General features: G+C 67.4%; 31 protein-coding genes. 19 read left to right on the top strand and 12 right to left on the bottom strand.

Translation table 11 applies throughout. The features are described 5' to 3' along the window. Positions 1 to 30: 30 nt before the first annotated feature. Positions 31 to 846: an EAL domain-containing protein gene (locus tag PAA8504_RS06695; RefSeq protein ID WP_108893371.1), complete on the bottom strand. Its 816-nt coding sequence runs from the start codon at positions 844 to 846 to the stop codon at positions 31 to 33. Between the two features lie 83 nt (positions 847 to 929). On the opposite strand from PAA8504_RS06695, the gene PAA8504_RS06690 reads away from it, so the two are divergent. Both PAA8504_RS06690 and PAA8504_RS06685 read left to right on the top strand, forming a co-directional pair. Beyond that, complete coding sequence (locus PAA8504_RS06690) at positions 930 to 1484, top strand: DNA-3-methyladenine glycosylase I (protein WP_108893370.1); 555 nt, start codon at positions 930 to 932, stop codon at positions 1482 to 1484. Between the two features lie 56 nt (positions 1485 to 1540). Continuing rightward, positions 1541 to 3007, top strand: a complete 1467-nt coding sequence (locus tag PAA8504_RS06685; protein WP_108893369.1) for a DUF2252 domain-containing protein — start codon at positions 1541 to 1543, stop codon at positions 3005 to 3007. Between the two features lie 22 nt (positions 3008 to 3029). On the opposite strand, the gene PAA8504_RS06680 is transcribed toward PAA8504_RS06685, so the two are convergent. From PAA8504_RS06680 to PAA8504_RS06670, 3 genes are read right to left on the bottom strand one after another with little or no spacing between them, the layout of a single operon-like run. Then, the gene (locus tag PAA8504_RS06680) at positions 3030 to 3275 is read right to left on the bottom strand and encodes a hypothetical protein (protein WP_108893368.1); all 246 of its coding nucleotides are present in this window, start codon (positions 3273 to 3275) and stop codon (positions 3030 to 3032) included. A gap of 2 nt (positions 3276 to 3277) precedes the next feature. Continuing rightward, the gene (locus tag PAA8504_RS06675; protein ID WP_108893367.1) at positions 3278 to 3868 is read right to left on the bottom strand and encodes a DUF5671 domain-containing protein; all 591 of its coding nucleotides are present in this window, start codon (positions 3866 to 3868) and stop codon (positions 3278 to 3280) included. After that, positions 3869 to 4165 carry a DUF1244 domain-containing protein gene (locus tag PAA8504_RS06670; RefSeq protein ID WP_108893366.1) on the bottom strand — a complete coding sequence of 99 codons (297 nt, stop codon included), beginning with the start codon at positions 4163 to 4165 and terminating at the stop codon, positions 3869 to 3871. It abuts the gene before it with no gap. Positions 4166 to 4293: 128 nt separating this feature from the next. Between PAA8504_RS06670 and pyk the strand changes: the two genes are divergently transcribed. The 5 genes from pyk to PAA8504_RS06645 all read left to right on the top strand — a co-directional run bounded on the left by pyk (position 4294) and on the right by PAA8504_RS06645 (position 8071). Continuing rightward, positions 4294 to 5739 (top strand): pyruvate kinase, encoded by a 1446-nt coding sequence (pyk, locus tag PAA8504_RS06665; protein WP_108893365.1) that lies wholly within the window; start codon positions 4294 to 4296, stop codon positions 5737 to 5739. 4 nt (positions 5740 to 5743) lie between these two features. Then, complete coding sequence (locus tag PAA8504_RS06660) at positions 5744 to 6097, top strand: hypothetical protein (RefSeq protein ID WP_108893364.1); 354 nt, start codon at positions 5744 to 5746, stop codon at positions 6095 to 6097. A gap of 111 nt (positions 6098 to 6208) precedes the next feature. Beyond that, on the top strand, positions 6209 to 6409 hold the full coding sequence (gene rpmI, locus PAA8504_RS06655) for a 50S ribosomal protein L35 (RefSeq protein ID WP_108893363.1): 201 nt from the start codon (positions 6209 to 6211) through the stop codon (positions 6407 to 6409). A 12-nt stretch (positions 6410 to 6421) separates the two neighbouring features. Continuing rightward, positions 6422 to 6787, top strand: a complete 366-nt coding sequence (rplT, locus tag PAA8504_RS06650) for a 50S ribosomal protein L20 (RefSeq protein ID WP_108893362.1) — start codon at positions 6422 to 6424, stop codon at positions 6785 to 6787. 387 nt (positions 6788 to 7174) lie between these two features. After that, positions 7175 to 8071, top strand: coding sequence for a CHAD domain-containing protein (locus tag PAA8504_RS06645; RefSeq protein WP_181375718.1), 897 nt, complete (start codon positions 7175 to 7177; stop codon positions 8069 to 8071). Here the strand turns inward: PAA8504_RS06645 and PAA8504_RS06640 are convergent. Then, the gene (locus tag PAA8504_RS06640) at positions 8041 to 8517 is read right to left on the bottom strand and encodes a CYTH domain-containing protein (RefSeq protein WP_108893360.1); all 477 of its coding nucleotides are present in this window, start codon (positions 8515 to 8517) and stop codon (positions 8041 to 8043) included. The genes PAA8504_RS06645 and PAA8504_RS06640 overlap by 31 nt on opposite strands. Continuing rightward, positions 8510 to 9241: a dienelactone hydrolase family protein gene (locus PAA8504_RS06635; RefSeq protein ID WP_108893359.1), complete on the bottom strand. Its 732-nt coding sequence runs from the start codon at positions 9239 to 9241 to the stop codon at positions 8510 to 8512. Before PAA8504_RS06635 ends, PAA8504_RS06640 begins: the two co-directional genes overlap by 8 nt. Positions 9242 to 9366: 125 nt before the next feature. On the opposite strand from PAA8504_RS06635, the gene pheS reads away from it, so the two are divergent. From pheS to PAA8504_RS06620, 3 genes are all read left to right on the top strand, one after another. Next, on the top strand, positions 9367 to 10443 hold the full coding sequence (gene pheS / locus PAA8504_RS06630) for a phenylalanine--tRNA ligase subunit alpha (protein WP_108893358.1): 1077 nt from the start codon (positions 9367 to 9369) through the stop codon (positions 10441 to 10443). 57 nt (positions 10444 to 10500) lie between these two features. Beyond that, positions 10501 to 10776: a YrhK family protein gene (locus PAA8504_RS06625; RefSeq protein WP_108893532.1), complete on the top strand. Its 276-nt coding sequence runs from the start codon at positions 10501 to 10503 to the stop codon at positions 10774 to 10776. A gap of 115 nt (positions 10777 to 10891) precedes the next feature. Further along, positions 10892 to 11113, top strand: a complete 222-nt coding sequence (locus PAA8504_RS06620; protein WP_108893357.1) for a phenylalanyl-tRNA synthetase subunit beta — start codon at positions 10892 to 10894, stop codon at positions 11111 to 11113. Here PAA8504_RS06620 and PAA8504_RS06615 read toward each other — a convergent pair. Both PAA8504_RS06615 and PAA8504_RS06610 read right to left on the bottom strand, forming a co-directional pair. Beyond that, positions 11089 to 11415: a branched-chain amino acid transport AzlD family protein gene (locus PAA8504_RS06615; RefSeq protein WP_108893356.1), complete on the bottom strand. Its 327-nt coding sequence runs from the start codon at positions 11413 to 11415 to the stop codon at positions 11089 to 11091. The two genes, PAA8504_RS06620 and PAA8504_RS06615, sit on opposite strands and share 25 nt — an antisense overlap. Beyond that, entirely contained in the window at positions 11412 to 12119 is a 708-nt protein-coding gene (locus PAA8504_RS06610) for an AzlC family ABC transporter permease (protein ID WP_108893355.1), read from the bottom strand. The genes PAA8504_RS06615 and PAA8504_RS06610 overlap by 4 nt, the downstream gene beginning before the upstream one ends. Before the next feature lie 56 nt (positions 12120 to 12175). Between PAA8504_RS06610 and PAA8504_RS06605 the strand changes: the two genes are divergently transcribed. From PAA8504_RS06605 to PAA8504_RS06590, 4 genes are read left to right on the top strand one after another with little or no spacing between them, the layout of a single operon-like run. After that, on the top strand, positions 12176 to 13045 hold the full coding sequence (locus PAA8504_RS06605; RefSeq protein ID WP_108893354.1) for a formate dehydrogenase accessory sulfurtransferase FdhD: 870 nt from the start codon (positions 12176 to 12178) through the stop codon (positions 13043 to 13045). Positions 13046 to 13063: 18 nt separating this feature from the next. Beyond that, complete coding sequence (mobA, locus tag PAA8504_RS06600; RefSeq protein WP_108893353.1) at positions 13064 to 13672, top strand: molybdenum cofactor guanylyltransferase MobA; 609 nt, start codon at positions 13064 to 13066, stop codon at positions 13670 to 13672. Next, entirely contained in the window at positions 13669 to 14160 is a 492-nt protein-coding gene (mobB, locus tag PAA8504_RS06595) for a molybdopterin-guanine dinucleotide biosynthesis protein B (RefSeq protein WP_108893352.1), read from the top strand. The genes mobA and mobB overlap by 4 nt, the downstream gene beginning before the upstream one ends. After that, complete coding sequence (locus PAA8504_RS06590; protein WP_108893351.1) at positions 14157 to 16289, top strand: molybdopterin-binding protein; 2133 nt, start codon at positions 14157 to 14159, stop codon at positions 16287 to 16289. Before mobB ends, PAA8504_RS06590 begins: the two co-directional genes overlap by 4 nt. A 43-nt stretch (positions 16290 to 16332) precedes the next feature. Here the strand turns inward: PAA8504_RS06590 and PAA8504_RS06585 are convergent, their stop codons facing one another. Then, positions 16333 to 17220 carry a zinc-ribbon domain-containing protein gene (locus PAA8504_RS06585; RefSeq protein ID WP_108893350.1) on the bottom strand — a complete coding sequence of 296 codons (888 nt, stop codon included), beginning with the start codon at positions 17218 to 17220 and terminating at the stop codon, positions 16333 to 16335. 141 nt (positions 17221 to 17361) lie between these two features. On the opposite strand from PAA8504_RS06585, the gene PAA8504_RS06580 reads away from it, so the two are divergent. The 4 genes from PAA8504_RS06580 to PAA8504_RS06565 are packed head-to-tail and all read left to right on the top strand — an operon-like array spanning position 17362 to position 20262. Further along, positions 17362 to 18039 carry a cell division ATP-binding protein FtsE gene (locus PAA8504_RS06580; protein ID WP_108893349.1) on the top strand — a complete coding sequence of 226 codons (678 nt, stop codon included), beginning with the start codon at positions 17362 to 17364 and terminating at the stop codon, positions 18037 to 18039. Then, entirely contained in the window at positions 18036 to 18938 is a 903-nt protein-coding gene (locus PAA8504_RS06575) for a cell division protein FtsX (protein WP_108893348.1), read from the top strand. Before PAA8504_RS06580 ends, PAA8504_RS06575 begins: the two co-directional genes overlap by 4 nt. Before the next feature lie 35 nt (positions 18939 to 18973). After that, on the top strand, positions 18974 to 19663 hold the full coding sequence (locus tag PAA8504_RS06570; protein WP_245897556.1) for a lysophospholipid acyltransferase family protein: 690 nt from the start codon (positions 18974 to 18976) through the stop codon (positions 19661 to 19663). Further along, on the top strand, positions 19660 to 20262 hold the full coding sequence (locus PAA8504_RS06565; protein WP_108893346.1) for a pyridoxamine 5'-phosphate oxidase family protein: 603 nt from the start codon (positions 19660 to 19662) through the stop codon (positions 20260 to 20262). The genes PAA8504_RS06570 and PAA8504_RS06565 overlap by 4 nt, the downstream gene beginning before the upstream one ends. Before the next feature lie 4 nt (positions 20263 to 20266). Here PAA8504_RS06565 and pheT read toward each other — a convergent pair whose 3' ends face one another. Further along, complete coding sequence (pheT, locus tag PAA8504_RS06560) at positions 20267 to 22663, bottom strand: phenylalanine--tRNA ligase subunit beta (RefSeq protein WP_108893345.1); 2397 nt, start codon at positions 22661 to 22663, stop codon at positions 20267 to 20269. A 64-nt stretch (positions 22664 to 22727) separates the two neighbouring features. Beyond that, a complete protein-coding gene (locus tag PAA8504_RS06555; RefSeq protein ID WP_108893344.1) occupies positions 22728 to 23789 on the bottom strand; it encodes a DUF2793 domain-containing protein in 1062 nt (353 codons plus the stop codon). A 218-nt stretch (positions 23790 to 24007) separates the two neighbouring features. On the opposite strand from PAA8504_RS06555, the gene PAA8504_RS06550 reads away from it, so the two are divergent. Further along, on the top strand, positions 24008 to 25330 hold the full coding sequence (locus PAA8504_RS06550) for a UDP-glucose dehydrogenase family protein (RefSeq protein ID WP_108893343.1): 1323 nt from the start codon (positions 24008 to 24010) through the stop codon (positions 25328 to 25330). A gap of 3 nt (positions 25331 to 25333) precedes the next feature. On the opposite strand, the gene PAA8504_RS06545 is transcribed toward PAA8504_RS06550, so the two are convergent. Further along, complete coding sequence (locus PAA8504_RS06545; RefSeq protein ID WP_108893342.1) at positions 25334 to 25948, bottom strand: hypothetical protein; 615 nt, start codon at positions 25946 to 25948, stop codon at positions 25334 to 25336. Positions 25949 to 25952: the final 4 nt, after the last annotated feature.

Below are 25952 nucleotides of genomic sequence, written 5' to 3'. Positions count from 1 at the left end.
GTATTTCCACCGTGGCGGCGCTGTCTCGCGCTAAACGACGATATCACGGGCGCAGCTTTGCCATGCTGGACGGACGGTCGGCGCACCCAGATAGTATCCCTGAAGGCAATCCACCCCCATTTCCATCAGCGCACGGGCATCCTGCGCCGCCTCGACCCCTTCGGCCACCGTCACCATGTCGAAATGCTGCGCGATCGAGACGATGGCCCGCACCAGCGCCTGGTTGTCTGGTTTGTCGGCGACCCCGTGGCAGAACTCCCCGTCGATCTTGAGGATGTCGAAGCAGAAATCCTTGAGATACCGCATCGAGGTATAGCCCGACCCGAAATCGTCGATGGCAAAGCAGATGCCCATGGCTTGCAGGCGGTCAATGAAGCGGCTGACCAGCCGCGGTACCGTGATCGCCGAGCTTTCGGTAATCTCGAGGATCAACCTCTCGGCCAATGTCGGGTCGGAGGCCAAGCCTTGCTCCAGCGCGGCAAGCCACAGGGGATATTCGACCGATCGGGCCGACAGGTTGACCGCCAGACGCAGGGATGGGCGCTCGCGCAGCGCTTGCAGCCCCAGTTCCAGAGAGATCGCATCGATGCGGCGCCCAAGCTCGGTCTCTTCCACGTCCAGAATGAATTCGCGCGCGGGAATGATCCGTCCCGTCGTGTCCATGATCCGCGCCAGTCCTTCATAGAAGACCGGCTCATCTCGTCCGGCCATGACGACGGGCTGAAACGCCAACATGACCCGCCCGGCATCGACTGCGGACTCGACCATGTCGAGCACCTTCGAATCGCGCTCGGCCACCGCGTATTCCAGCGGGTCTGCGGTTGCGCTTTCCGTTCGCCTGTCCATGAGCTTTCCCCTTTTGCCCCGCATTCGTTCTAGTGCTAAGGGACTAAGAAGCCGTAAAGGCGTTCCGCCCGGAGGATTTGCCCGTGTCAGACCGCTGCCCTTGGTGCGGAACCGATCCGATTTACGTCGCCTACCACGACACGGAATGGGGTATTCCCGAATACGACGCCCGCGCCCTGTGGGAGAAACTGATCCTCGACGGGTTCCAGGCCGGGCTGTCCTGGCTGACCATTCTGAAGAAACGACCCGCGTTCCGCGAGGCGTTCGAGGGGTTCGAGCCCGAGCGCATCGCCGGGTGGGCTCCCGGCGACGTGGACCGCCTGCTGGGCAATGCCGGAATTGTCCGCCACCGCGGCAAGATCGAGGCGACGATCATGAACGCCCGTGCCTTCCTGGAAATGAACGAAGCCTTCGACACGTTCGTCTGGTCCCATGTCGACGGCGCGCCGCAGGTGAACCGCTTTGCAACCATGGCTGACGTTCCGACCCAGACCACCACGTCCGACGCGCTGTCGAAGGCCCTCAAGGCCCGGGGGTTCCGGTTCTGCGGGCCGACGATCGTCTATGCCTGGATGGAGGCCTGCGGGATGGTCAACGACCATCTGACGACCTGCTTCCGGCATCCCGACCGCCCCTGAGACGGAACGAGGCCCCGCCGCGGACGTTGCACCCTATTGAACGAAGGGAATTTCGTATGGCCGGCAGCACGAACAACACCAAGTCGAATGGCAAGACCGGCGGCACCGGCAAGGAACAGTCCAGCACGACCCGCAAGGAAACGGTGACGAAGGCCGCGCCCGTGATCAAGTCCGAAGGCCGGGTCGGTTCGTTCCGCACGCTGGCCGAAAGAATCGCGTCCGGCGAACAGATCGTGCCGCCGCGGCAACTCAGCGGACTCGACCGGCGCAACCACGTCCGCTCGACCCTGCGCGAGGACCATCAGACCCGGATCGAGGAACGCTCGGCCGGCGCACGCGACAAGTTCAAGAAGCTTGCCGGGTCCCGCTTCAGTTTCTTTCGCGGCACCGCACTGCTGTTCTATCGCGACATGGTCGGTTCGGACGCGCATATGCCGACCGTTCTGGCCCTGGGTGATGTCCACCCCGAGAATTTCGGTGTCATGCCCAACAAGGAAGGTGTGCCGATCTTTTCGGTCAACGATTTCGACGAGGCCGTCTACGCCCCCTTCACGTGGGACATCAAGCGCGGCGCGGTCGGCTTCTGGGTCGGCGCGCAAGAGGAAGGCGACCTCAGCCGCAAGCAGCGGCGCAAGATCATCCGCCACTTCGTCAACGGCTATCTCGATGCGATGACCGATTTCGCCGAGAACGAGACCGAGAAGAAGGACGCGTTCCAGCGCAACAACTCGCCCAAGGTGATCAAGCGCCTGTTCGACGAAGCCTGGGAAGAGCGTAAGGACTGGCTGTGGTCGGACTACCTCGAACCCACGGGCCGCGGCTTCCGCGCGGATGACGAGCTGGAGCCTGTGTCGTCGCAGAAGGAAAAGTTCCAGAAGGCGATCGATAAGCTGGCCAAGGATAACGGGATCGACGTCACCCACAGGGTGGGCGAGCTGAAGGTCAAGGACGTGTGCATCCGCCACGGCCAAGGCACCGCGTCCCTGGGCCTGCCGCGCTATTACGTTCTGCTGGAAGGCCCGTCGAAGAACGCAACCGACGACATCATCATCGAGTTCAAGCGCGCCCGCACCTCGGCCCTGGAAGGGCTGACGCCGCCGACTGAATTCAACGCGGGCACCGAAGCCGACCGAATCGCGCATGGCCAGGCGGTGCAACTGGCCCATGGCGACGTGTTCTACGGCGCGATCGAGATCGAGGGCACCAGCTTCATGACCCGCGAGCGTGCGCCCTTCCGCGACGACATCGACCTCGATGAGCTGTCGAAGAAGACCTGGCGCAAATACGCGTATGTCTGCGGACAGGCGCTGGCACAGGCGCATGCACTGTCGGACGACCTTGGGCGCGTCGACTACGACGTCGAGCCGTCCATCGTCTCGGCCTGCCAACCGCGCGAGCTGTTCATCGAGGACATTCTGAGGTTCACGGTGGAAACCGCAGACCGGCTGAAGACCGACCACATCGACTTCATAGAGGATTTCAAGACAGGCGCCTTCGACAGCATCGACTTCGTCTACCGTTAGGGCAGCATGTCGGACGGGTGCCCTATTGCGAGGGCACCATGTCCGCGAGGTGCGCCCCCAGCGCCCGACGCGTCTTGAGGTACCCCTCGTTCGACGCGTCGGCGAGGGTGAGATACAGGACCGCGGCTTCTTTCGACGTCAGGTCGGCGGGGTCCACGTCGAAGCCATAGAATGCCACCTCCTGCGCCACGGTGACGTTCAGGGGCGTGGCTGGCGGAAGGCACCCCGCCAGCACGGCCATGGCCGACAGGCCGATCACCAGACGCATTCTCATATCTCCCGATCCGCGCGCAAATCCCTGCGGTAATACAGCAAGATCCCCCCGGCCGTTCCGGCGACAACCAGCGCCTTTAACGCGACCTCGCCCGACAGGCCGCCCATCAGCACCAGCGCGATGACACTGACCAACGTGAACAGTACCACCAGCGCCGCGAAGAACAGCGCGGCGTAGGCCAGGACCTTGCGCACCGGGCTGTCGCGATCCGCGCGCCAGTCGATCACGCCGAAGATCGGCGCGAAGACGACAATGGCCGCGACCTGCCATGCAAGTTGCCGCCCGCCCAGCGGATCGCCGGCGACCAGCGACTCGATCACCTCGAACATCAACGAGACGAAGTTCACCACCACGACGCACAGCGCGAAGAAGCCCAGCCCATAGACCGCCGCATCCCGCGCCGAGACGAAGGGCCGCGGACGGGGCACGGGCGGCACGAAGGGCACGTCCGCAAAGGCCGCCAGGGCCCGGTCCGCGTCACGCTCGCGCCAGCCCGCGACCAGCATGGTGCGCCGGATGTCGTCGCGCGCATGACCGGCGCCCAAGGCGTCCCGGACGAACTGCTCCAACTCGGCGCGGGCCGCCATTCAGTGGCCTTTCGACGCGGTGTCGAAGGTGGCCTTCTGCGCGTCGCTGGCCTCAGTCTGGTGCATGTCGCGCCATTCCGCATAAGGCATGCCGTAAAACGCCTCGCGCGCATCCTCCTTGCCCATCTCGATCCCGCGCTCGGCGGCGGCTTCCTGGTACCACCGGCTCAGGCAGTTGCGGCAGAATCCGGCCAAGTTCATCATGTCGATATTCTGCACGTCGGTCCGGGTTTGCAGGTGATCGCGCAGGCGGCGGAAGGCGGCGGCTTCAAGCTCGGTACGGGTCGCGTCGTCCATGATCGAAAATTCCCTCTCTGGTGTGCCTGTTAGCTGGGCAGATGCCGCCCGAAGATCAAGCGCGCTGCGCCGTTGTCAGTGGCCGAGCTTTGACGCATAAGCGTGACCGACGCTAACGGGAGTCCTTCATGCGACGCATGCGCAAGATCAAGATCGTGGCAACCCTCGGTCCGGCATCTTCCGACTACGACATGATCCGCAAACTGTTCGAAGCCGGGGCCGACGTGTTCCGCCTGAACATGAGCCACGGCAGCCATGACGAGATCGGCGAACGCCACCGGATCATCCGCCAGATCGAGGAGGATCTGGGTCGCCCCATCGCGATCCTCGCCGACCTTCAGGGCCCCAAGCTGCGCGTGGGCGTCTTCGCCAACGGCGAAGAGGAACTGGCGGCGGGGCAGGACTTCCGCCTCGACCTCGACACCGCCGAAGGCGACGCCACGCGGGTCCAGCTGCCCCACAAGGAGATCTTCGAAGCGCTCGAACCCGGTGCCTCGCTTCTGGTCAACGACGGTAAGATCCGCCTGAAGGTGAAGGACTGCGGCGCCGATTTCGCCGATTGCGAAGTCCTCGTCGGCGGCACGATCAGCAACCGCAAGGGCGTCAACGTGCCCGACGTGGAACTGCCGCTGGCCGCGCTTTCGGACAAGGACCGCAAGGACCTTGAATTCGTGTGCAGCCTCGGTGTGGACTGGCTGGCCCTGTCCTTTGTCCAACGCCCCCGCGACGTGGAAGAGGCGCGCGAGCTCTGCCAGGGCCGCGCCGCAATCCTGTCGAAGATCGAAAAGCCGCTGGCCGTCCGCAATTTCGAGGCGATCCTGCAGGCCAGCGACGGCATCATGGTCGCCCGCGGCGATCTGGGGGTCGAGCTTCCGGTCCAGAACGTGCCGCCGATCCAGAAGCGCCTGGTGCGCAAGTGCCGCGCCGCCGCCAAGCCGGTGATCGTCGCGACCCAGATGCTCGAATCGATGATCGAAAGCCCGATGCCGACCCGGGCCGAGGTGTCGGATGTCGCGACCGCGATCTACGAAGGTGCCGATGCGGTCATGCTCTCGGCCGAATCGGCCGCCGGGCAATATCCGCTCGAGGCCGTGGCGACGATGAACAACGTCGCCATGGAGGTCGAGGCCGACCCGACCTATCGCGATGTCATCAACGCCAGCCGCGGCGGCAAGAAGGAAACCGTGGCCGACGCCATCGTCTCGGCCGCGCGCGAGATTGCCGAAACGACGAACATCAAGGCGATCTGCTGCTACAGCCAAAGCGGCGTGACCGCCCTTCTGGTCGGACGCGAACGCCCACAGGTCCCGATCATCGCGATGACCTCGATGATGGGTACGGCGCGCCGCCTGTGCCTGTCATGGGGGATGCACTGCGTCCGCACCGGCGAGGTCACCCGCTTCAAGGAGGCGGTGCTGAACGCCGCCCGCGCCGCCCGGACCGAAGGCATGGCCGAAGCCACGGATCAGATCGTCGTCACCGCGGGCGTGCCCTTCGGCGTCTCGGGGTCCACCAACATCCTGCGCGTCGCCCCCTGCGAGGAACGGCTGATCTACGCCACGGACCCGGGCTGACCCGGTGGAGGGGGTCTGGCAGGCGATCACCGACCTCTGGGACGCTCTGGTCGCGCGCACCGCCCCCCTTCGCGCCGTGCTGGCCGACGAGGCGTCGCAACTGGGCGACCGCCTCGCCACCCTCGACATCGGGCTGTCGCGCGACGCGGCGGTGGTCGCGACGCTGCTTCTGTTCTGCCTCTCGCTGCCCGCCCTTGCCGCGGCCTTCGCGGAACGGCGGGCGCCCCGCGTCGGCGCCATGCTCCTGATTCTCGCCATGGCCCTCGGCTGGTGGACGGTCGAGACCTACCAAGGCCCCTGGACCGTCGACACGGTCATGCGCTCGGCCATCCAGGTGATCGCGGATCTGACGCGCTGACCCTTGCAAACGCCGCCGCGCTCGTCTACTGGGGCCGCTCATTCGCGCGCGGTCCGGCCGGTGTGGCATTGCCGAGTCCGCGTAACTTGTCCTCTCAAGCAGGAGACGGAAATGCCCAAGATGAAGACGAAGTCGAGCGCCAAGAAGCGCTTCAAGGTTACGGCGTCCGGAAAGGTCGTCGGTGGCCAGGCCGGCAAACGACACGGCATGATCAAGCGGTCCAACGATTTCATTCGTGACGCCCGCGGAACCCGAGTGCTCAGCAAGCCCGACCAAAAGCTTGCCAAGCAATTCATGCCCTACGACCGGTAAGGAGCACCACCAATGTCCCGAGTCAAAGGTGGAACGACCACCCACGCCCGTCACAAGAAGGTCACGAAGGCCGCGAAAGGCTATTATGGCCGCCGCAAGAACGCCTTCCGCACAGCGACGCAGGCCGTCGACAAGGCGAACCAGTACGCCACGCGCGACCGCAAGAACCGCAAGCGTAACTTCCGCGCCCTGTGGATCCAGCGGATCAATGCCGCCGTCCGCGCCCATGACGAGACGCTGACCTACTCGCGCTTCATCAACGGCCTGGCGCTCGCAGGGATCGAAGTTGACCGCAAGGTCCTCGCCGATCTGGCCGTACACGAGCCCGATGCGTTCAACGCCATCGTGGAACAGGCGAAAGGCGCGCTGGCCGCCTGAACCGGCGTCACGCAGACCCATTCGAAGGCCGTCCCACCGGGGCGGCCTTTTTCGTGTCCGGACCGCTGAATCCGGGCCACCGAACGCAGCGATCACCCCGCCTTCACCTTTCGCCCCGATACCCGCGCCCCGAGAGCTCTTGCGCGTCGGCCTTACACCCCGGCGCGGACCGATCCAGGGGGCCGCCTTATCGGGCGGTCCATGTCCACGATCACGCGGCCGGTCTGGCACCCGGTCTGCGCGGGCAGTCCATTCACGCGATCGAACCGGGACCGGCGCCGTCCCCTTCTATCACACCCGCAGGACCCGGCCCGCCAGAACGGCGGTCGCCGGGCCGCGGCGCATGCCCCCGCGGGAACGCCCCGCCCCAGGCGGCGTTCACCCTGCATGTCCTATTCCTTCGCCCCCGACGACGACAGCCTGACGACCGCCCTGCGCCGCGTCGCGCTGGACCAGATCGACAGCGCCCAGGCCGAGGCCGCCGACGACGCCATCTCGGAAGCCGAGCGCATCCACCAGCTGCGCAAACGCTGTAAGAAGCTGCGTGGGTTGATCCGCATCGTGCGGCCCGGGTTCGACGCTTACGGGTCCGAAAACGCGGCCTTCCGCGACACCGCCCAGAAGCTGGCCGACGTGCGCGATGCCCGCGCTCTGGTCGAGACCTGCGACGCCCTGCGCGACCACTTCGGCGACCAGCTCTACAAGAACGCCTTTTCAAGCATCCGCGACCATTTCGAGGCTCGTGCAAGGGCCGTAGAATCCGCCCCCGATCTGGCCGACCGCTTAGCCGACGCCATGGAAGCGATGCGCGCGGCCCGTGATCGGGCCTGCCACTGGACCGTGGATCCCGACGGAGCCGAGGCCATCGCGGGCGGGGTCAAGAAGACCTATAAGCGCGCGGTGAAGGCCATGCGGACGGCGCGGGCCGATCCGACGGGTGAAACCCTGCACGAATGGCGCAAGCGGGCGAAATACCACTGGTATCATCTGCGGCTTTTGAAAAAGGCGTCGCCCGTCGTCAACGCACAGGTCGATCCCGCGGATCGGTTGTCGGACCTGTTGGGCGATCATCACGACATCCACGTCATGGGCGAAGCCTTGTCCGAGGCCGAGGACGAATTCGACACCGACGCGCTCGCCGCGTTCCGGGGCCTGATGCGCGCCCGTCAGGACCTGCTCGAGGTCGAGGCATTCAAGCTGGGCCCGGCCGTCTTCGCCGAATCCCCCAAATCGGCGGCGCGCAGGCTGGCAACCTACTGGTCCACCTCGCGCGACGACGCCTGATCCCCGCCCAACGCCATCGCGGCGTTGTAGTATGACGGATCGTCCGTCACCTCACGCCCCAGCCAGTCGGGTCGGTCGAAGGGGGTGTCCTCGAACGGCAGCTCGATCTCGGCCAGAGTCAGACCATCCTCGAAGGCGTCGACCTCCCAGGTCAGATCGCCCGCCCGGACCAGGTGCCGGGTCTTGACCAGAACGCGCCCCGCTGCCAGCGCCTCCATCTCGCGCGCCTCGTCCACGGGGATGTCCCACTCGTATTCCGGGCGGGACATGCCGGCGCGGCGCCCCTTCACGGTCAGCCGCGCGGACGTTCCGTCGCTGATCCGTACCCGGACGGTCGCGCTGTCACTCTGGGCCAAATAGAACTGACGGATCGCGCGCCGCTGCGACACGCGATCCCTCCATCCCTCGCCGGTGACGAGAAACTTGCGCTCGATCTCCTCAGCCAAGACGCTCGGCCAGGAAATCGGTGAAGGCTTCCCAGCTTTCCTGCTCCGCCCGCTCCTGATAGCGGTCCGAGCCTTCGACCGAGAAGGCATGCGGCGCGCCCGAGTAGATCTCGACCGTGAAGGTGTTGCCCGCCTCTTCCAGCGCGCCGGTCAGGTCGAACAGGTCCTCCAGCGTCTGCGACTCGTCGGCGGCGCCGTGCAGGATCTGGATCGGCGGCTCGTCGCCGTCATAGCTTTGGCCTTCGGGCGTGGTCAGCGTGCCGTGGAAGGCGGTGTAGCCCGATGCCTGGTCCGAGTATTCGGACCGCGCCATCTCCAGCGCGACGCCACCGCCGAAGCAGTAGCCCATGACGACGAAATTGGGCGCGTCGCTCTGCTCGTTCGCAGCCTCGATCCCGGCAAGGATCAGCTGGCTCATCTTGCCGCGATCTTCGGACAGTTCGGACGTGGCCGCGCGGTTCTCCTCGACCGAGCCGGACGGGGTATCTTCGCCATACATGTCGATGACGAAGGCGTCATAGCCCATCGCGGCCAGCTCGTCGGCGCGGCCGGTCTCGTACGCGTCGATCCCGTCCCAGTCGTGGACGATCAGGACCATGCCGCCCGTCTCGCCCTCGGCGGCGGCGTAATAGCCGGTGTGCTGGACCCCGTCCACATCGTAGGTGACCTCCTGCGCGAGGAGGGGCGTGGATAGCAGGGTCGTGGCAAGGATTGTGCGAAGCATCGGATCTCTCCCAAGATTGAACTTGCCCTTAAGGTGGCGCGGGGGCGGGCGGCGGCAAGCGCGGCGGCTTGTCATGCGGCAGGCCACGGGGTAGCACGGCGCGCGTCAGCGAGAGGAGCGGCCCCATGCAAGACCTGCGCGAGAAATACCTGACCCGCGTGAACGAAGCCGGGGACGAAGCCACGCTGGAAGAGGTGCGGCTGGCCGCCATCGGCAAGAAGGGCGAGGTCGCGCTGGAGATGCGCAAGCTGGGTCAGATGACGCCCGAGGAACGGCAGGTCGAAGGCCCCCGCCTGAACGCCCTGAAGGACGAGATCACCAGCGCCATCGCCGCCAAGAAGGCGGCGCTGGAAGATGCCGCGCTGGAGGAACGGCTGAGCCAGGAATGGCTGGACGTCACCCTGCCCGCCCGCCGCGGCCCGCGCGGCGTGGCCGATGGCAGCATCCATCCGGTCAGCCAGGTCTGGGAGGAATGCACCGCGATCTTCGCCGACATGGGATTCGCCGTCGCCGAAGGCCCCCAGGTCGAGACCGACTGGTACAACTTCGACGCGCTGAACATCCCCGACCATCACCCCGCGCGGGGCGAAATGGACACGTTCTACATGCACCGCGCGGACGATGATGACCGTCCGCCCCACGTGCTGCGCACGCACACCTCGCCCGTGCAGATCCGATCCATGCAGGCGCAGGGCGCACCGTTGCGCATCATCTGCCCCGGCCGCGTCTATCGCGCGGATTACGACCAGACCCATACCCCGATGTTCCACCAGATCGAAGGCCTGGCCATCGACAAGGACATCAGCATGGCGAACCTGAAATGGGTGCTGGAGGAGTTCTTCTCGGCCTATTTCGGACGCAGCGTGAAGACCCGCTTCCGCGCCTCGCATTTCCCGTTCACCGAACCCTCGGCCGAGGTCGACATCCAGTGCAGCTTCGAGGGCGGCACCGTGAAGGTCGGCGAAGGCGACGGCTGGCTAGAGGTTCTGGGATCGGGCATGGTTCATCCCAAGGTGCTGAAGGCCGGCGGCATCGACCCCGACCAGTGGCAGGGCTTTGCCTTCGGCATGGGGATCGACCGGATCGCGATGCTTAAATACGGCATTCCCGACCTGCGCGCCTTCTTCGAGTCGGACCTGCGCTGGCTGCGGCATTATGGCTTCTCGGCTCTGAAGGTGCCGACCCTGCGCGCCGGGGTGTGAACGATCGACGGCCTTCGTCGTTTGCGTCATGTCATGCTGCAACGACGGGGGACCGCGATGAAACTCTTTCGACACGAGAACCGGCAGAATTCGGAACGGTCGAAGCGACTCTATGCCGCAACCGAACTGGCCTACACGATCGTCGATTTCACGGCGGCGTTCTCGTTCCTGATCGGTTCGATCCTGTTCTTCTGGCAGGAGACTGAAACGGCGGCGATCTGGCTTTTCGTCATCGGCTCGGCCTGTTTTGCGCTGAAGCCCACGATCCGGTTCGGGCGCGAGCTGAAGCTGGCGGCCATGGGCGACGAGTCGGACCTGGCCAAGCGCGAGTGACCGGCCGGGACGAGGGGCGCTGCCCCTCGCGCTCCCCGGGGTATTTGATCAAGGATGAAGGGGCGCGACGTTCGGCGCAGGTCATTAACGCGGGTTTTGGGTATATCCACTGTGCATGCGTATCGCCAAGATCCTGTTCATCCTGTTCACCGCCTGCCTCGTGATCGCGGGGCATGTCGGGCTGTGGCGCTCGGACGCGCCGGACGAGCTGAAAATGAAACTGACCGTTCTGAACGCTCTGGGCTGGGCCATCGTCATCCTGCCGGCCTTCGCGGTCGCCCGTTGGGCCGCCATGAAGCGACCGTCTGCCGATCAGAGCAGCCAGAGCCCGAAGTAGAGCGTTCCGGCCCCCGCCAGGATCGCGGCCAGAAGGTTGCGCGTGACCACCGCGACGCCGATCGTTGCCGCGGCGGCCAGGACGCGCGGCGGATCGAACGTGCCCCCCGTCGCCGCGGGCCAGACCACCAGCGGGGCGACGAGGCCCGGAAAAACCGCCACAGGCGTGTAGCGCAGCAGCTTCTGCGCCCAGCCCGGCAAGGGACGGTCGCCCAGAAGCCCCAGGAACGAGAACCGCAGTGCGAAGGTGCCGATCCCCAAAAGCACGATGATCAGCCAGATCTCGGTCGGGCCGGCGGTCATCCGCGCGCCTCCATCCATGTTTCGACAGCCGCACCGGTGACGCAGGCCGCGGCTGCCGCGATCAGCAGGCCGACGCCCGCGGGCATCCACGCAAAGGCCAGCGCAAGCGACGCCGACACGATGGCCGCGGCCACATGGGGCAAGGTGCGCAGAAGCGGGCCGACCATGGCGAGGAAGGTGATCGGCAGTGCGAAGTCCAGCGCGAACGCGGGCGGCACCGTGGCCCCCAGCGTCGCGCCCCCGAAGGTGCTGCCATACCACAGGGGCAAGATGGGTGTGGCCACGCCGAAGAAGAAGGCGAGCTTGTCGCGCAAGGGCTCGTCCGGGGTCTGCTCGTACCGGGCCGAGGACGCGGCGAACAGCTGGTCGACATTCATGTAGGCGACCAGCGCCCGCTGCCACAGCGTCGCGCGGCCCAGATGCGGGACCAGCGAGGCCGAATACATCGCCATGCGCAGGTTCACGGTCAGGCTGGCGGCGAGGATCAGAACGATGGGGGCGTTGTCGGTCATCAGCTGCACGGCGGTGAATTGCGCCGCCCCCGCAATGACGAGGACCGAGAATCCCATGACCTCGGCCAGGTTCAGCCCCGCCTCGGTCCCGACGACCCCGAACAGCAGGCCGAAGGGCACGATGACCAGTACGAAGGGTAACCCTTGCGCGATGCCCTGCCCGTAAGCCGATTTCGTGGTGGAGACCGCCATGCGCCCGCCCTATCGTGTTGCGGTGCCTACCTGCCCCAGCGATCCGAAAGCCGCAAATGCAATCTGGTGATACGACCTATCTGATCGCGCCCGACCCCGCGCGGCCCCGCCTGACGCGCCGCGTCACCGGCACCGACCAGACCGGCGCCGCGCAGGAGATCTCCGTCGTCGAGGAGCGGCCGCTGACGATCTACCTCAACGGACAGGAGATCGTCACCGCCATGACCATCGGGGATTACCCCGAATACCTTGCACTTGGATTCCTGAAGAACCAAGGCATGCTCCGGGACGGCGAGACTGTGACCGGCGTGGACTACGACGAGGAGCTGGAGGTCGTCGTCGTGCGCACCGACAGCCCCACGACCCACGAGGCCAAGCTGGCCAAGAAGACCCGCACCAGCGGCTGCGCGGTCGGCACCGTGTTCGGCGACATGATGGAGGGGCTGGAAGATCTGCGCCTGCCCGGCTCGGAGGTTCGGGTCAGCTGGCTTTATGGGCTGGCGAAAGCGATCAACACCACGCCGTCGCTGTACCTGGAAGCCGGCGCGATCCATGGCACGGTGCTGTGCCAGGAGGACCGCCCGCTGGTCTATATGGAGGATGTCGGGCGGCACAATGCGGTGGACAAGATCGCGGGCTGGATGCTGTCCGAAGGGGCCGATCCCGCGGACAAAATCCTCTATACAACGGGGCGGCTGACGTCCGAAATGGTGATCAAATGCGCCCATATGGGGATCCCCGCGTTGGTCTCACGCTCCGGCTTCACCGCCTGGGGGGTCGAGATCGCCGAGCAGGTGGACCTGACCCTGATCGGTCGGATGCGGGGCGAACGGTTCACCTGCCTTGCGGGCGAGCATCGCCTGATCCGCGATGCGTCGCCCGAGGCCGCAGGCACAGACCGGCGGCGGAGGTCGGCGGATGTCTGAGTCGAAGGGGCCGGGTCGATGATCGCGCCGGTGGGCGTCATTCTGGCGGGTGGGCGCGCCACGCGCATGGGCGGGGGCGACAAGGGTCGTTTGGAGCTTCTGGGCGAATCCATCCTGCAACGCGCCATCGACCGGCTGTCACCGCAAGTGGCCGATCTGGCGCTTAGCGCGAATGGCGATCCCACGCGCTTCTCGGACCTGTGCCTGACCGTGCTGCCCGACAGTATTGAAGGGCATCCGGGGCCACTTGCGGGGGTGCTCGCCGGGCTCGACTGGGCGGCGCATCTGCGGGCCACGCATGTCGTCACCGCCGCCGCCGACACGCCCTTCTTCCCCGGCGACCTGGTCCCGCAGCTTCTGCTGGCGGCCGAGGCGCAGGGCAAGCCCATCGCGCTTGCCGCGACCCCCGACCCCGAACGCGGCATTGCGCGGCACCCGACCTTCGGCCTATGGCCCGTGGCGCTGCGCGAGGATCTGCGCGCGGCGCTGAAGGACGGGGTGCGCAAGGTCGTGCAATGGACCGACCGGCACGGCACCGCGCTGGCCAGCTTCCCCATCGACCGGGGCGATCCGTTCTTCAACGTGAACACGCCCGAGGATCTGGACGTGGCGCGGGGCATGCTGTGAAATTGTATGGCGTGACCGGCTGGAAGAACGCCGGGAAGACGGGCCTGATGGTGCGCCTGGTGTCCGAGTTTCGCGGGCGGGGGGTGCGTGTGTCGACCTTGAAGCACGCGCATCACAGCTTCGACGTGGACCACGAGGGCAAGGATTCGCGACGGCACCGCGACGCGGGCGCGCATCAGGTGCTGCTGTCCTCGGGCAAGCGTTGGGCGCTGATGACCGAACTCGACGGGCCCGAGCCACCGCTTGAGGCGTTGCTGGACCAGATGGCCCCCGTGGACCTGATCCTGGTTGAAGGCTGGAAGCGCGACCGCCATCCAAAGGTCGAGGCGTGGCGGGCCGAAACCGGCCGCCCCCTGATCGCCCCCGACGACCCCACAATCCGCGCGGTCGCGGCGAAGGGCCAGCCGGGGATCGACGACCGCCCCGTGCTGGACCTGGACGACACCGCCGCCATCGCCGACTTCATCGCGGGCGAGGTCGGGTTGTGAGGGGGTTCGACACGATCCTCGTGGTGGATTGGTCCGCGGCTGAAGGCGTGGCCCGGGCCGCCAAGAACTCGATCTGGATCGGGATCGCCCGCGACGGCGTGCCCGAGAATCCGCGCCACATGCCCACCCGGGCCGAGGCCGAGGCGTGGCTGGCCGAGACCCTGCGGGCCGAGATCGCGGCCGGCCGCCGGGTGATGGCGGCGTTCGACTTTCCGTTCGGCTATCCGGCGGGCTTCGCGAAGGTGGTGACGGGCAAGCCCGACCCACTTGCCGTCTGGGACTGGCTGGCCGCGCGGATCGAGGACGATGCAAAAGGGCGCAACAACCGGCTCAAAGTGGCCGAGGCGCTGAATGCCCTGTTCCCCGGAACCGGGCCGTTCTGGGGTAAACCGCGCGAGGACGCATTCCCCGGCATCCCCTATCGCGGCAGCACGCGCGACGGCCACGGAATGACCGAAAAGCGCGCCTGCGACGTAGCCGCAAGGGCCGCGTCCAGCGTCTGGCAACTGGCCTTCCCGCCCACCGTCGGCAGCCAGGCCTTGATGGGTCTGCCCATGCTGTCGCGTCTGCGCCGGATCGAGGGCGTCGCCGCGTGGCCGTTCGAGGCGTGGCAGGACGCCCCCGCCGTCCTGACCGAGATTTGGCCGGGGCTGATCGAACCCGCGGTGAAGGACGTCGAGGGGGGCATCCGTGACCGGCATCAGGTACGCCTGCTGGCCCATGCTTTGGCGGCCCTGCCCCCGGAGGAGCTGGCGTCGATGATGCGCGACCTGCCGCCCGAAGCGGCCGAGGAGGGCTGGATCCTGGGCGCCGAGGCGCGTAATCGCTTGACCTCGTTGGCATTCTCGGCCCCATCGGAGAACGCGGAACCTTCCGCCCCCCTCTCTCCCCCGCCCCTGTCGAACGATTGTTTCGCCCTGCCGCCGGGGGTGGAGTGGACGCCGGTCGATACGGCGCTCGACCTTCTGCGGGCACGGTTGCGCCCCGTGATGGGGGCCGAGGACGTCCAAGTCGGGCACGCCGACGGGCGGATCCTGTCGCAGGCCGTGATGGCCCGGCGCGCGAACCCGCCCGGCGCGAACGCCGCGGTCGACGGCTTCGGCTTCGCGGGATCGGCCGTGGGCGACGGGCCGCAGGTCCTGCCCTTGCTCGCCGGACGTGCCGCAGCCGGTGCGCCATACCCCCACGCTGTTCCCCTTGGGCACGCCATCCGCATCCTGACGGGCGCACTTCTGCCCGAAGGCGTGGACACCGTGGTGTTGGAGGAGGACACGCGCAGCGACGGCGCGTCGGTCGCGTTCAACGGGCCGGTGAAGGCCCGCGCCAACACGCGCCGCGCGGGCGAGGATATCGACGCGGGCGCCGAGGTTCTGCCCGGGGGCCACGTCATGCGCCCGCCCGACCTTGCGCTGCTGGCGGCCACGGGGTCCGACCGCCTGCCCGTCTTCCGCCGCCTGCGTGTGGGCGTCCTGTCAACGGGCGACGAGATTGCGGCCCCCGGTTCGACCGACGACCCGGCCACGACCTATGATGCCAACCGCCCCATGCTTCTGGCGCTGGCCCGCCGCTGGGGGCATGCGGCCGTCGATCTTGGCCACGTACCGGACGACCGGGATCAACTGCGCGCGACATTGAACGCGGCCGAAGCGGACGTGATCCTGACCTCTGGCGGTGCGTCGGCAGGGGACGAGGACCACGTCTCGGCCCTGCTGCGCGAGGAAGGGACGCTGGTCTCTTGGCGGATCGCGCTGAAGCCGGGGCGGCCGCTGGCGCTGGGGATCCGGGACGGCGTTCCGGTCTTCGGACTGCCGGGCAACCCGGTGGCAAGCTTCGTCTGCGCGCTGATCTTCGCGCGCCCCGCCCTGTCGCTGATGGCGGGGGGGCCGTGGCAGGCGCCGCTGGCAGTGACGCTTCCGGCCGCGTTCTCGAAACGCAAGAAGGCAGGGCGGCGGGAATACCTGCGCGCGCGGATGGGCCCCGAGGGGGTCGAGGTCTTCGCCTCCGAAGGATCGGGGCGGATCACGGGGCTCAGCTGGGCCGACGGGCTGGTCGAGCTGCCCGACCACGCCCATGACATCGCGCCCGGCGATCCGGTACGGTTCCTGCCCTATGCAGGCTTCGGCCTGTAGGTGATCAGCACCGGCGCCGATCCTGCGCCGCAGGGCAAGCCCCCTACGCGCCGGTAAGCCCCTGCACCCAAAGGGCCGCCGATTGCAGCGTTTCCTCGACGCCCGCACGGAAGGCGTTCACGGCGCCCACGTAGCTGGCCAGCTCCGGCTCGATCGCGGGAAGGGCCTGCGACAGGTTCGGGGCCAGGACGTAGAGCAGAATCAGCACCGCCCCGACCAGCAGCATTGACAGGAACCCCCGCCGGAAAGAGCTCGCACCGCCCTGCCCCGCTGTGGTGTCCTTGGGGGCCGCGTTTGCAGGCGTTTGCCCCGGGCCCAGGGTCGAATTGATCTCTTCGATGTCGGGAAAGCTGTCCCCGCGCGACGCGGCAGCATGGTCGGCTGGCTTGCGCGCCTCTTGCGACGGCACGGACCCAAGGGCCGCGGCCGCGTCCTCTCCGTCGGGCACTGCGCTCTGCGGCGTCGACGCCGAGGTCCGGTCGGGGGTCTGGGCGTGGGTGCTGTCCAGGCCCATTTCGGTCTGAGTCTCGATCTTGGCTTCGCGACGTTCGCGGCGCCGGGCAGCCTCGCGCGCGGCCTCCTCGCGCAGGATACGGCGCGTCTCCTCGTCCAGCTCGCGGCGGCGCGGGCGATCGGCATAGTCGAACCCGCTGGTATCGGCTGCCGGGGCCGGGTCGACCTCCGGGTCCTGCTCAGGCTCCTTCGCGGGGGCGGGGGTCGAAACAGGGGCGGGGGTCGATGCGGGCTCGGGGGGCGATGCGGGCTCGGGGCTTGGGTCGCTGTGGGCCGCTCCGACCTCCTGAGTCCGGCCGTCGCGGAACTGCATCCAGGTATGTCCGCAGGCCGAGCATTGCACATCGCGCCCGTCCTCGGGGACAAGCGTGGCATCGACCTCGTATTCGGCCGCGCAGTTGGGGCAAGTGATCCGCATGAACGTCTGACCGAAAACCTGTGTTCTATCGCTTTGCTCTTTGGTAGCAATCCCGAGGAGTTAAGCAAACCATTTGCGGTCGGCGGCGATTGAATCGCCCGATCTTGTGCGGCAAAACGGCCGCGAGGGACGAGGCATCGCGTGATCGAACTGAGCGATATCACCTACGGATACGACGGAAGCCCCTTGCTGAACGGGATCTCGCTGGACCTGTCGCCCGGCAGCTTCCACTTCCTGACCGGACCGTCGGGAGCCGGGAAAACCACGCTTCTGAAGTTGTGCTATCTTGATCTGAAGCCCGCGAAGGGCACGATCACGGTCTTCGGCGCCCCGTCCGAGAAGCTGGGCCGGGACGCAATCGCCAAGCTGCGCCGTCGGGTCGGCGTGGTGCACCAGGATTGCGGCTTCCTGGAACATTTGAGCTTGCGCGAGAACGTGGCCATGCCGCTGGCCGCCGCTGGCCAGGACCCCACGCAGCACGATGCCGAGATCGACGAGCTTCTGGCCTGGGTCGGGCTGGCGCGCCGCGCCGATGCGCTGCCGGCCGAGCTTTCGGGCGGAGAGAAGCAGCGCGCCGCATTGGCCCGCGCCCTGATCCTGTCGCCGGACGTCGTGTTGGCGGACGAGCCCACGGGCAACGTCGATTGGGAGATGTCGCTGCGGCTTCTGACCCTGTTGGTCGAGCTGAACCGCATGGGCAAGGCGATCCTGATCGCGACGCATGACCTGAACCTGATCCGGGCGGCCAAGGCGCAGGTCACCGCGCGGGTTTTGCGGCTGCGGCGCGGGCAGCTGGACGTGGCGGGGGTCGACCTGTGAACCTGTCGCAGTCGGTCCTGGAATTTCTGTCGGGCGACGTGAATGCCAAGCGGATCGTTCCGCCCTCGGGGTTCACGGCGCGGCTGACGGCCTTCACTGCGGCCGCAATGGCGTTCCTGGCCGTCTTCGCGCTGGCCCTGTCGCTGGCGACGCACCGTTTGGCCGAGCGCTGGTCGGGCGAGCTTGCGCAAAGCTCGACCATCCGCATCTCGGCCCCGCTGGAGCAGCGCGAGGCGCAGACCCGCGCGGTGCTGCGCATCCTGGAAACCACGCCCGGCGTCGCCACGGCGCGCGCGCTGCCCCCCGACGAGCAGCGCGCACTGCTGGCGCCGTGGTTCGGGGCGGACCTGCCGGTCGAGACGTTGCCGATCCCGCAACTGGTCGAGGTGGTCGAGACGGCGCAGGGGCTGGATTCCGAAGGCCTGCGCCTGCGCCTGTCGGCCGAGGCGCCGGGCGCGGTGCTGGACGATCACACCCGTTGGCGCCGTCCGCTGGTGCGCGCGGCCGAGCGGCTGAACCTGCTGGGGCTGGGCGCGCTGGGGCTGATCACGCTGACCATGGCGGCGATGATCACGCTGGCCGCAGGCTCGGCGCTGGCCGCCAATCGCGAGGTCATGCGCGTGCTGCGCCTGATCGGGGCCCGTGACACCTTCATCGCCCGCGCCTTCGTTCGGCGGTTCACCCTGCGCGCGCTGGCCGGGTCGGCCGCCGGGACCGTCATCGCCATGGCCTGCATCTGGGCGCTGCCCTCGGTCGAACAGGCGGGTGGATTCCTGACCGGGCTGGGCTTTGCGGGCGCGGGATGGCTGGCCCCGCTTCTGGTGCCCCCGGTGGCCGCCTTCGTCGCATTCTGGGCCACCCGCTTTGCCGCCCTCCGAGCCCTGAAGGACATCCCGTGATCCAGTATCTGCGTTCCCTGATCTTCACCGTCCAGATGTATGCCGCCATGGCGCTGATGGGTCTTTGGTGGCTGCCCATCGCGATGCGCCAGGACGACGGGGCGCATCGGGCGGTCCGCAGCTATTGCCGGTACGTGCGCTGGTCGGCCGCGTGGATGATCGGCCTGAAGTCCGAAGTGCGCGGCACCGTGGCCGAAGGCGAAGTGATGATCGCCGCCAAGCACCAGTCCTTCTTCGACATCATCATGCTGTGCTCGGTCCTGCCGGCGCCGAAATTCATCATGAAGAAGGAGCTGACGCGCGCCCCGGTTCTCGGGTGGTTCGCGCTGAAGATGGGCTGCGTGCCCGTGGATCGCGGCAAGAAGGGGCAGGCGATCGCCAAGATGATGGCCGATGTGCAGAAGGGACGCACCCGGGCGGGGCAGCTGATCATCTATCCCCAGGGTACGCGCGTGGCGCCGGGGGTGAAGCTGCCCTACAAGACGGGAACGGCGGTTTTGTATGGCCAGCTGGACCAGACCTGCGTGCCCGTTGCCGTGAATGTCGGCGTGTTCTGGCCCAGGATGGGGATCGCGAAAAAGCCCGGCCTGGCGGTGATTGAATTCCTGAAACCGATTCCGCCGGGGCTGACGAAACATGAGTTTGTCGAGCAGCTTTCGACCGCCGTCGAGGGGCGGTCCAACGAGCTGATGACAGAGGCGGGATGGACGAGGATCGAGGTATGAGGCCTGTCGACAGTATCGAGGCGCTGCGCGCCCATTACGGCACGCCCGTGGGGGCGGCCTTGACCAAGGTCGCGCCGAAACTGACGCTCGCCTATTCGAACTGGATCGCGCGGTCGCGCTTTTGCCTGGTCGCGACGGTGGGGCCGGGCGGGACCGATGTCAGCCCCCGCGGCGACGATGGCCCGGTGGTACGGATCGCCGCGCCCGACCGTTTGGAGATGCCCGATTGGCACGGCAACAATCGCATCGACTCGCTGGAGAACATCGTGGCCGACGGGCGGGTGTCGCTTCTGTTCATGGTTCCGGGATCGGACAACGTCGTGCGGGTGAACGGGCGGGCCTTCGTGACCGTGGACGACGACGCGCGGGACAGCTTCGCGCGGGATGGCAAGGCGCCGCGCAGCGTCGTCGTGGTCGAGATTGCCGAGGTCTATGTCCAGTGCGCCCGCGCGTTGATGCGCGCGGGGCTGTGGTCGCGCGACGATGCGGACGGATTGCCGAGCGTGGGGCAGATGGCCCGCTCCGCCGCGGACGCGGAGTTCGACGCCGAGACCTACGACGCCGAATGGACTGCCCGCGCCCGCACGACCATGTGGTAAAAGGTCAGCCGCGCAGGGCGCCGCCAGTGGCGCTTTGCACCTTCTGGACGACCTTCTGCGCGATATCCTCGATCTGCTTGTCGGTCAGCGTCTCGCCCTTGGGCTGAATGCGCACGGTGATCGCCAGCGACTTCTTCCCCTCGCCCAGGCTGCCGCCCTCGAACTGGTCGAAGACGCGGACCTCTTGCACCAGCGCCTTGTCGGCACCCTGCGCCGCGGCGACGACCTGCTGTGCCTCGATCCGGGCGTCGAGGACGAAGGCGAAGTCCCGCTCGACCGCCTGAAGGTCGCTGATCTCAAGCGCGGGGCGCGCGGCGTCGGTGTTGCGCGGCGCGGGCACCTGATCGGGCCACAGGGTGAAGGCCATCGCGGGGCCCTTCACGCCCATCAGGCGCAGTATTTTGGGATGGATTTCGCCGAAGACACCCAGCGTCTTCTTCGGGCCAAGGCAGATGCGCCCGTGCCGGCCGGGGTGCCACCAGCTGGCCCCTTCGCGGAAGATCTGGACCTTGGCGGGGGCACCAAGGGCGGCCAGCACGGCCTCGGCATCGGCCTTGACGTCGAACACGTCGACGGCGCGGGTGCTGCCATGCACGTCCTTCGGGCCGGTGCGTCCCGTCAGAAGGCCCGCGACCTGGACCTGCGACTCCTCCGGCTCGCCGCCCGAGAAGACGGTGCCGACCTCGAACAGGGCCAGGTCGCCCTGCCCGCGCTTCTGGTTGCGGCCCGCGGCTTGCAGAAGCCCCGGCAGAAGGTCGGGGCGCAGTTGGCTGAGCTCGGTCGAGATGGGGTTTTCCAGCATCGTCGCGTCCGATCCACCCTCGAACAGCGCGGCGGAGGTGCTGTCGATGAAGGAATAGGTGACGGCCTCGTTATACCCCAACGCTGCGCAGGTGCGCCGCGCGATCTGCTCGCGGCGCTGGCCCTCGGTCAGGATGGGCTTCGGGACGCCGGGCTGGGGGCGGGCCATGGGCTGCGGGGCCAGCTTCGTCAGCGAGGCGACGCGGGCGACTTCCTCGACCAGGTCGGCCTGCCCCAGAACGTCGGGCCGCCAGCTTGGCACGTGGGCCAGATCGCCCTCCAGCCTGAAGCCCAGCGATTCCAGCGTCTCGCGCTGCTGGGTGGCGGGGATATCCATACCCACCAACGACGAACACCGCGCGGTGTCCAGCGTGTAGCTGCGGGCGTGGTCGGGGGCGGCGCCGGCCTCGACCACCTCGGACGGCTCGCCACCGCAGAGGTCGAGGATCATCTGCGTCGCCGCCTCGAGCCCCGGGCGAGTCCAGGCGGGATCCACGCCGCGTTCGAACCGGTAGCGGGCGTCGGAATTGATCTTCAGCGCACGGCCCGTGCGGGCGATGGTCACCGGGTTCCAGAAGGCGGATTCGAGGAACACGTCCACCGTGTCGTCCTCGACCCCCGTGGGGGCGCCGCCCATGATGCCCGCGATGCTTTCGGGCCCTTGGTCGTCGCTGATGACGACCATGCCGAGCTGGAACGTGTAGCTACGCTCGTCCAGCGCCTCCAGCGTCTCGCCACCCGTCGCCAGATGAACGCGCAGGTCGCCTTTCACCCGCGCGGCGTCGAAGACGTGCAGCGGGCGGTTCATGTCGAAGGTGAAGAAGTTGGTGATGTCCACCAGGGCCGAGATCGGGCGCAACCCGATGGCGGTCAGGCGGGCCTGAAGCCAGGCCGGGCTGGGGCCGTTCTTCACGCCGCGGATCAGGCGGCCGGTGAAATGGGGGGCGTGCGGCAGTCCATCCTCGGCGATGGTCACGCCGATGGGGCACGGGAAGGTGCCGGGGACCGTCACCGGGTCCTGCGGCTTCAGCGTGCCAAGACCGCGGGCGGCCAGGTCGCGGGCGATGCCGCGCACGGCCAGCGCGTCGGGGCGGTTGGGGGTGATCGCGATCTCGATCATCGGATCGACGGCATCGGGGCGGTTCGCCGCCAGCCAGTCGGCGAAGCTTTCACCGACCTCGCCCGAGGGCAGTTCGATGATGCCGTCGTGTTCGTCCGAGAGTTCCAGCTCGCGTTCCGAGGCCATCATGCCGTGGCTTTCGACGCCGCGGATCTTGCCGACCTGAATCGTGGTGTCGAGGCCGGGGACATAGGTGCCGGGGCTGGCGATGACGACGGTGATCCCGGCGCGCGCGTTGGGGGCACCGCAGATGATCTGCTGAAGGCCTGCGGCGGTTTCGACCTTGCACACGCGCAGACGGTCGGCGTCGGGGTGCTGGTCGGCCTCGCGGACCTTGCCGATCAGGAACGGGCGCAGCTTCTCGGTGGGATCGACGACCTCCTCGACCTCGAGGCCCAGGTCGGTCAGCGCCTCGGCGATCTCTGCCGCCGAGGCCGTCGTGTCGAGGTGATCCTTCAACCAGGACAACGTGAATTTCATGGGTCCGCGCCTTCTTTTCCTGTGCCGCGCCGGGGTTAGCGCAGCGGGCGCGGAATGGGAAGCGTCAGGCCCAGCGTCCGATGGCCAGAAGGCGCCCGTTCACCGTCACCCCCCCGCTGACCCCGGACCAGAGGCGCAGATCGGCCTGAGTGGACGTAGCATCGACGCCCTGAACGAGCGCCTGCGTGCCCGCCGACAAAGTGGCCGAAACCGACGGCGCCCCGACGAAGGGGGCCGGAAAAGCGATGGCGGGCACCGTGCCCGCGAACCCGCCCGCCAGCGCGGTCGTCAACGACACCCCCGCGACGGAAAAGCTGCCGGTGCAGATTTGCGTGCCGTCGGCAAAGCGGGTGAATCGGCCGTCGGCATTGGCCCCGGTCTGGATCACCGCACCGGTGGGGGTGCCGCCAGACAGTGACACGTCGCCCAGAAGGTTGCCGGGGCCATAGCCGTAATCGGCACGCATCAGGCGGCCTTCGGTGGTGTCGTCGGGCGCCGACTGGATGGCCGCGCCGGAAAGTGTGCCGGTCGCGGGATCGACGCGCAGGGCGGTGATCCAGGTCGATCCGTCGGCCGAGACCTTGATCGACCACGCATCCTCGCCCGCCAACCCCATCTCGGCACGCCCGGACCAGTCGGATTGGAACACCAGCGACCCGGTGGCTGCAGTGGCCGCCTTGTTGATGGTCAGGCGATGGTCGCCCCCCTCATGCGTGAACAGCGTGCTTTCGCCCGAGACCACAAGCCGGTTCTGCGAATCCGCCCCGGCGCCGACACTCAACGTGGGGGTTGCCGGGCCGGTCCAGCCCGCATCGGTGAAGACGCGCAGCTCGCCGGTCGTGCTGACCGCGATCCATCCGGGGCGCGGGGCCAGGAACACCCAGCCCCCGCCGATGCAGGCGGCGATCTCGCCCTCGTGGCCGGCGAAGGCGCCGGTCGCACCGCCTGCCACGACATGGGCTTCGCTCTCGGATGGGGTCTGGGGCGGGGTGACGGTTGCGAAGGAGCGCACCGTAAGCTGGACGAGCACGTCGAGGCGGGCCAGCGCCTCGTTATGGGTGACGTGCTTCTGGGCCTGCGACGGCATGATAAACGGAAGGGACAGGGCGGCGGAGTTCTGGGACATGGGGCACCTTTGGCGGGAAAGACGGTGCGCGCGACATTCCGTGCCCGTCCTTTCCCGTTTCCCAACGGTGCGCGCGCATCGCGCGGGTTTCGCGCAACGAATGGGCGGAATGACGGGGCATTTGGCTTATATCGGCCCCCACCGCCGCGCTTGAGATTGACCTGAGCGGACCCGCGGGATTTACGGGTCGCAACTCGGGCACTAGGGGAGCTCCACGAATGAAGATCGCCATGATCGGCACCGGCTATGTCGGCCTCGTCTCGGGCGTTTGCTTTTCGGATTTCGGGCACGACGTCGTTTGCGTCGATCGCGACGCCGACAAGATCGCCCGGCTGGAGAAAGGCGAGGTTCCGATCTTCGAACCCGGCCTTGACGTGCTGATGGAAAAGAACGTGAAGGCCGGACGACTGAACTTCACCACCGACCTCAAGGCCGGACTGAAGGGCGCGCAGGCCGTGTTCATCGCCGTGGGTACGCCGACGCGGCGCGGCGACGGCCACGCTGACCTCAGCTACGTGATGGCCGCCGCCGAGGACGTGGCGAAGGCGGCCGATGACGGCGTGGTGATCGTGACGAAATCCACGGTGCCAGTCGGCACGAACCGCAAAGTGGCCGAGACGGTGGCCGCCGCGAATCCTTCCTTGGATTTCGACGTCGCCTCGAACCCCGAATTCCTGCGCGAGGGCGCGGCGATCGACGATTTCATGCGCCCCGACCGGGTCGTCGTGGGCGTCGAAAGCGAGCGCGCGACCTCGGTCATGTCCGAGATCTATCGCCCGCTGTTCCTGCGCGAGTTCCCGATCATCACCACCGACCTCGAATCGGCCGAGATGATCAAGTACGCCGCCAACGCCTTCCTCGCCACGAAGATCACCTTCATCAACGAGATCGCGGCCCTATGCGAAAAGGTCGGCGCGGATGTGAAGCAGGTCAGCCGGGGCATGGGTCTGGACGGGCGGATCGGCAACAAGTTCCTGCATGCCGGCCCGGGCTATGGCGGGTCGTGCTTTCCCAAGGACACCAAGGCACTGGCCCGGATCGGCCAGGAATACGCAGCCCCCATGCGGATCACCGAAGCGGTGATCGAGGTGAACGAAGCCACCAAGCGGCGCATGATCGGCAAGCTGCACGAACTGTGCGGTGACGATTTCAACGGCAAGCGCGTGGCCGTGCTGGGTGTGACGTTCAAGCCCAACACAGACGACATGCGCGACGCGCCAGCGCTGACCATCGTGCCCGCATTGGTGGGCGGCGGCGCCGAGGTGCGCGTCTGCGATCCCCAGGGCAAGCGAGAGGGCGAGCGGCTGCTGCCCGGCGTCAGCTGGCACGACGACCCCTACGAGGCCGCGAAGGAGGCCGATCTGCTGGTCCTTCTGACCGAGTGGAACGAGTTCCGGGCGCTGGATCTTTCGCAGATCGCCGAAGGTATGCGCAGCCCCCGCATGGCCGACCTGCGCAACGTCTACGCGTTGGAGGATGTCGAGAAAGCGGGATTCACCGCCTATGTCGGGATCGGTCGCAAGACCCTGGGCGTCGACTGACGCCTAGGCCCCGCGCGGCAGGGGCACGCCGCCCTTGCCGAAGATGACGTTGTGATTGGTGTTCACGTTGCTGGTGTCGATCCGTTGCGTCGTCACCCCGGGCAGCTGCCCGAAATCGTCCATCAGAGCGTTCGGAAACCATGTGCGGCCGACTTCGATCCCGGCTGCGCGCATTATGCCGCTGGTCGTCAGGGCGCAGGTCGCCTGCCCGGCATTCCCCTGCCCCTTCATCGCCGTGATCAGGCGTTCGGCCGTCTCGGCGCTGACCGGCAAGCTCTGGCGGACGATGTAAAAGTCGGGCCGAACGTGATAATCGGTATAGACCCGGTCGATCAGGGGCGTGATGCCGTAGAGGACGTCGCCGACCTCGGGCACGTTGGGGTGACGGAACGAGCCTGCGGGATCCCACAAAACCCTTTGCGACCCGTTGACCAGAAGGGCGGTGTGGGCGCCGCCGTCATTCTCGGCCTTCAGGACGGTGATCAGGGTGATCTCGGGCGGGCTGCCGTCGGTCCAGGCCGCGCGGGCGACTTCGGCGGATGTGGCGGGGGGCGGGTTGCCCGCGGCACACCCCAGAAGCGCCAGACACGCGGCGAAAACCAGATAAAGACGGATCACGCGT

Source organism: Palleronia abyssalis (genome assembly GCF_900302445.1).
Taxonomy (GTDB): Bacteria; Pseudomonadota; Alphaproteobacteria; order Rhodobacterales; family Rhodobacteraceae; genus Palleronia; species Palleronia abyssalis.
Note: the sequence above shows the minus strand (reverse complement) of the source record. Positions and strands in the feature narration are given on the sequence as shown.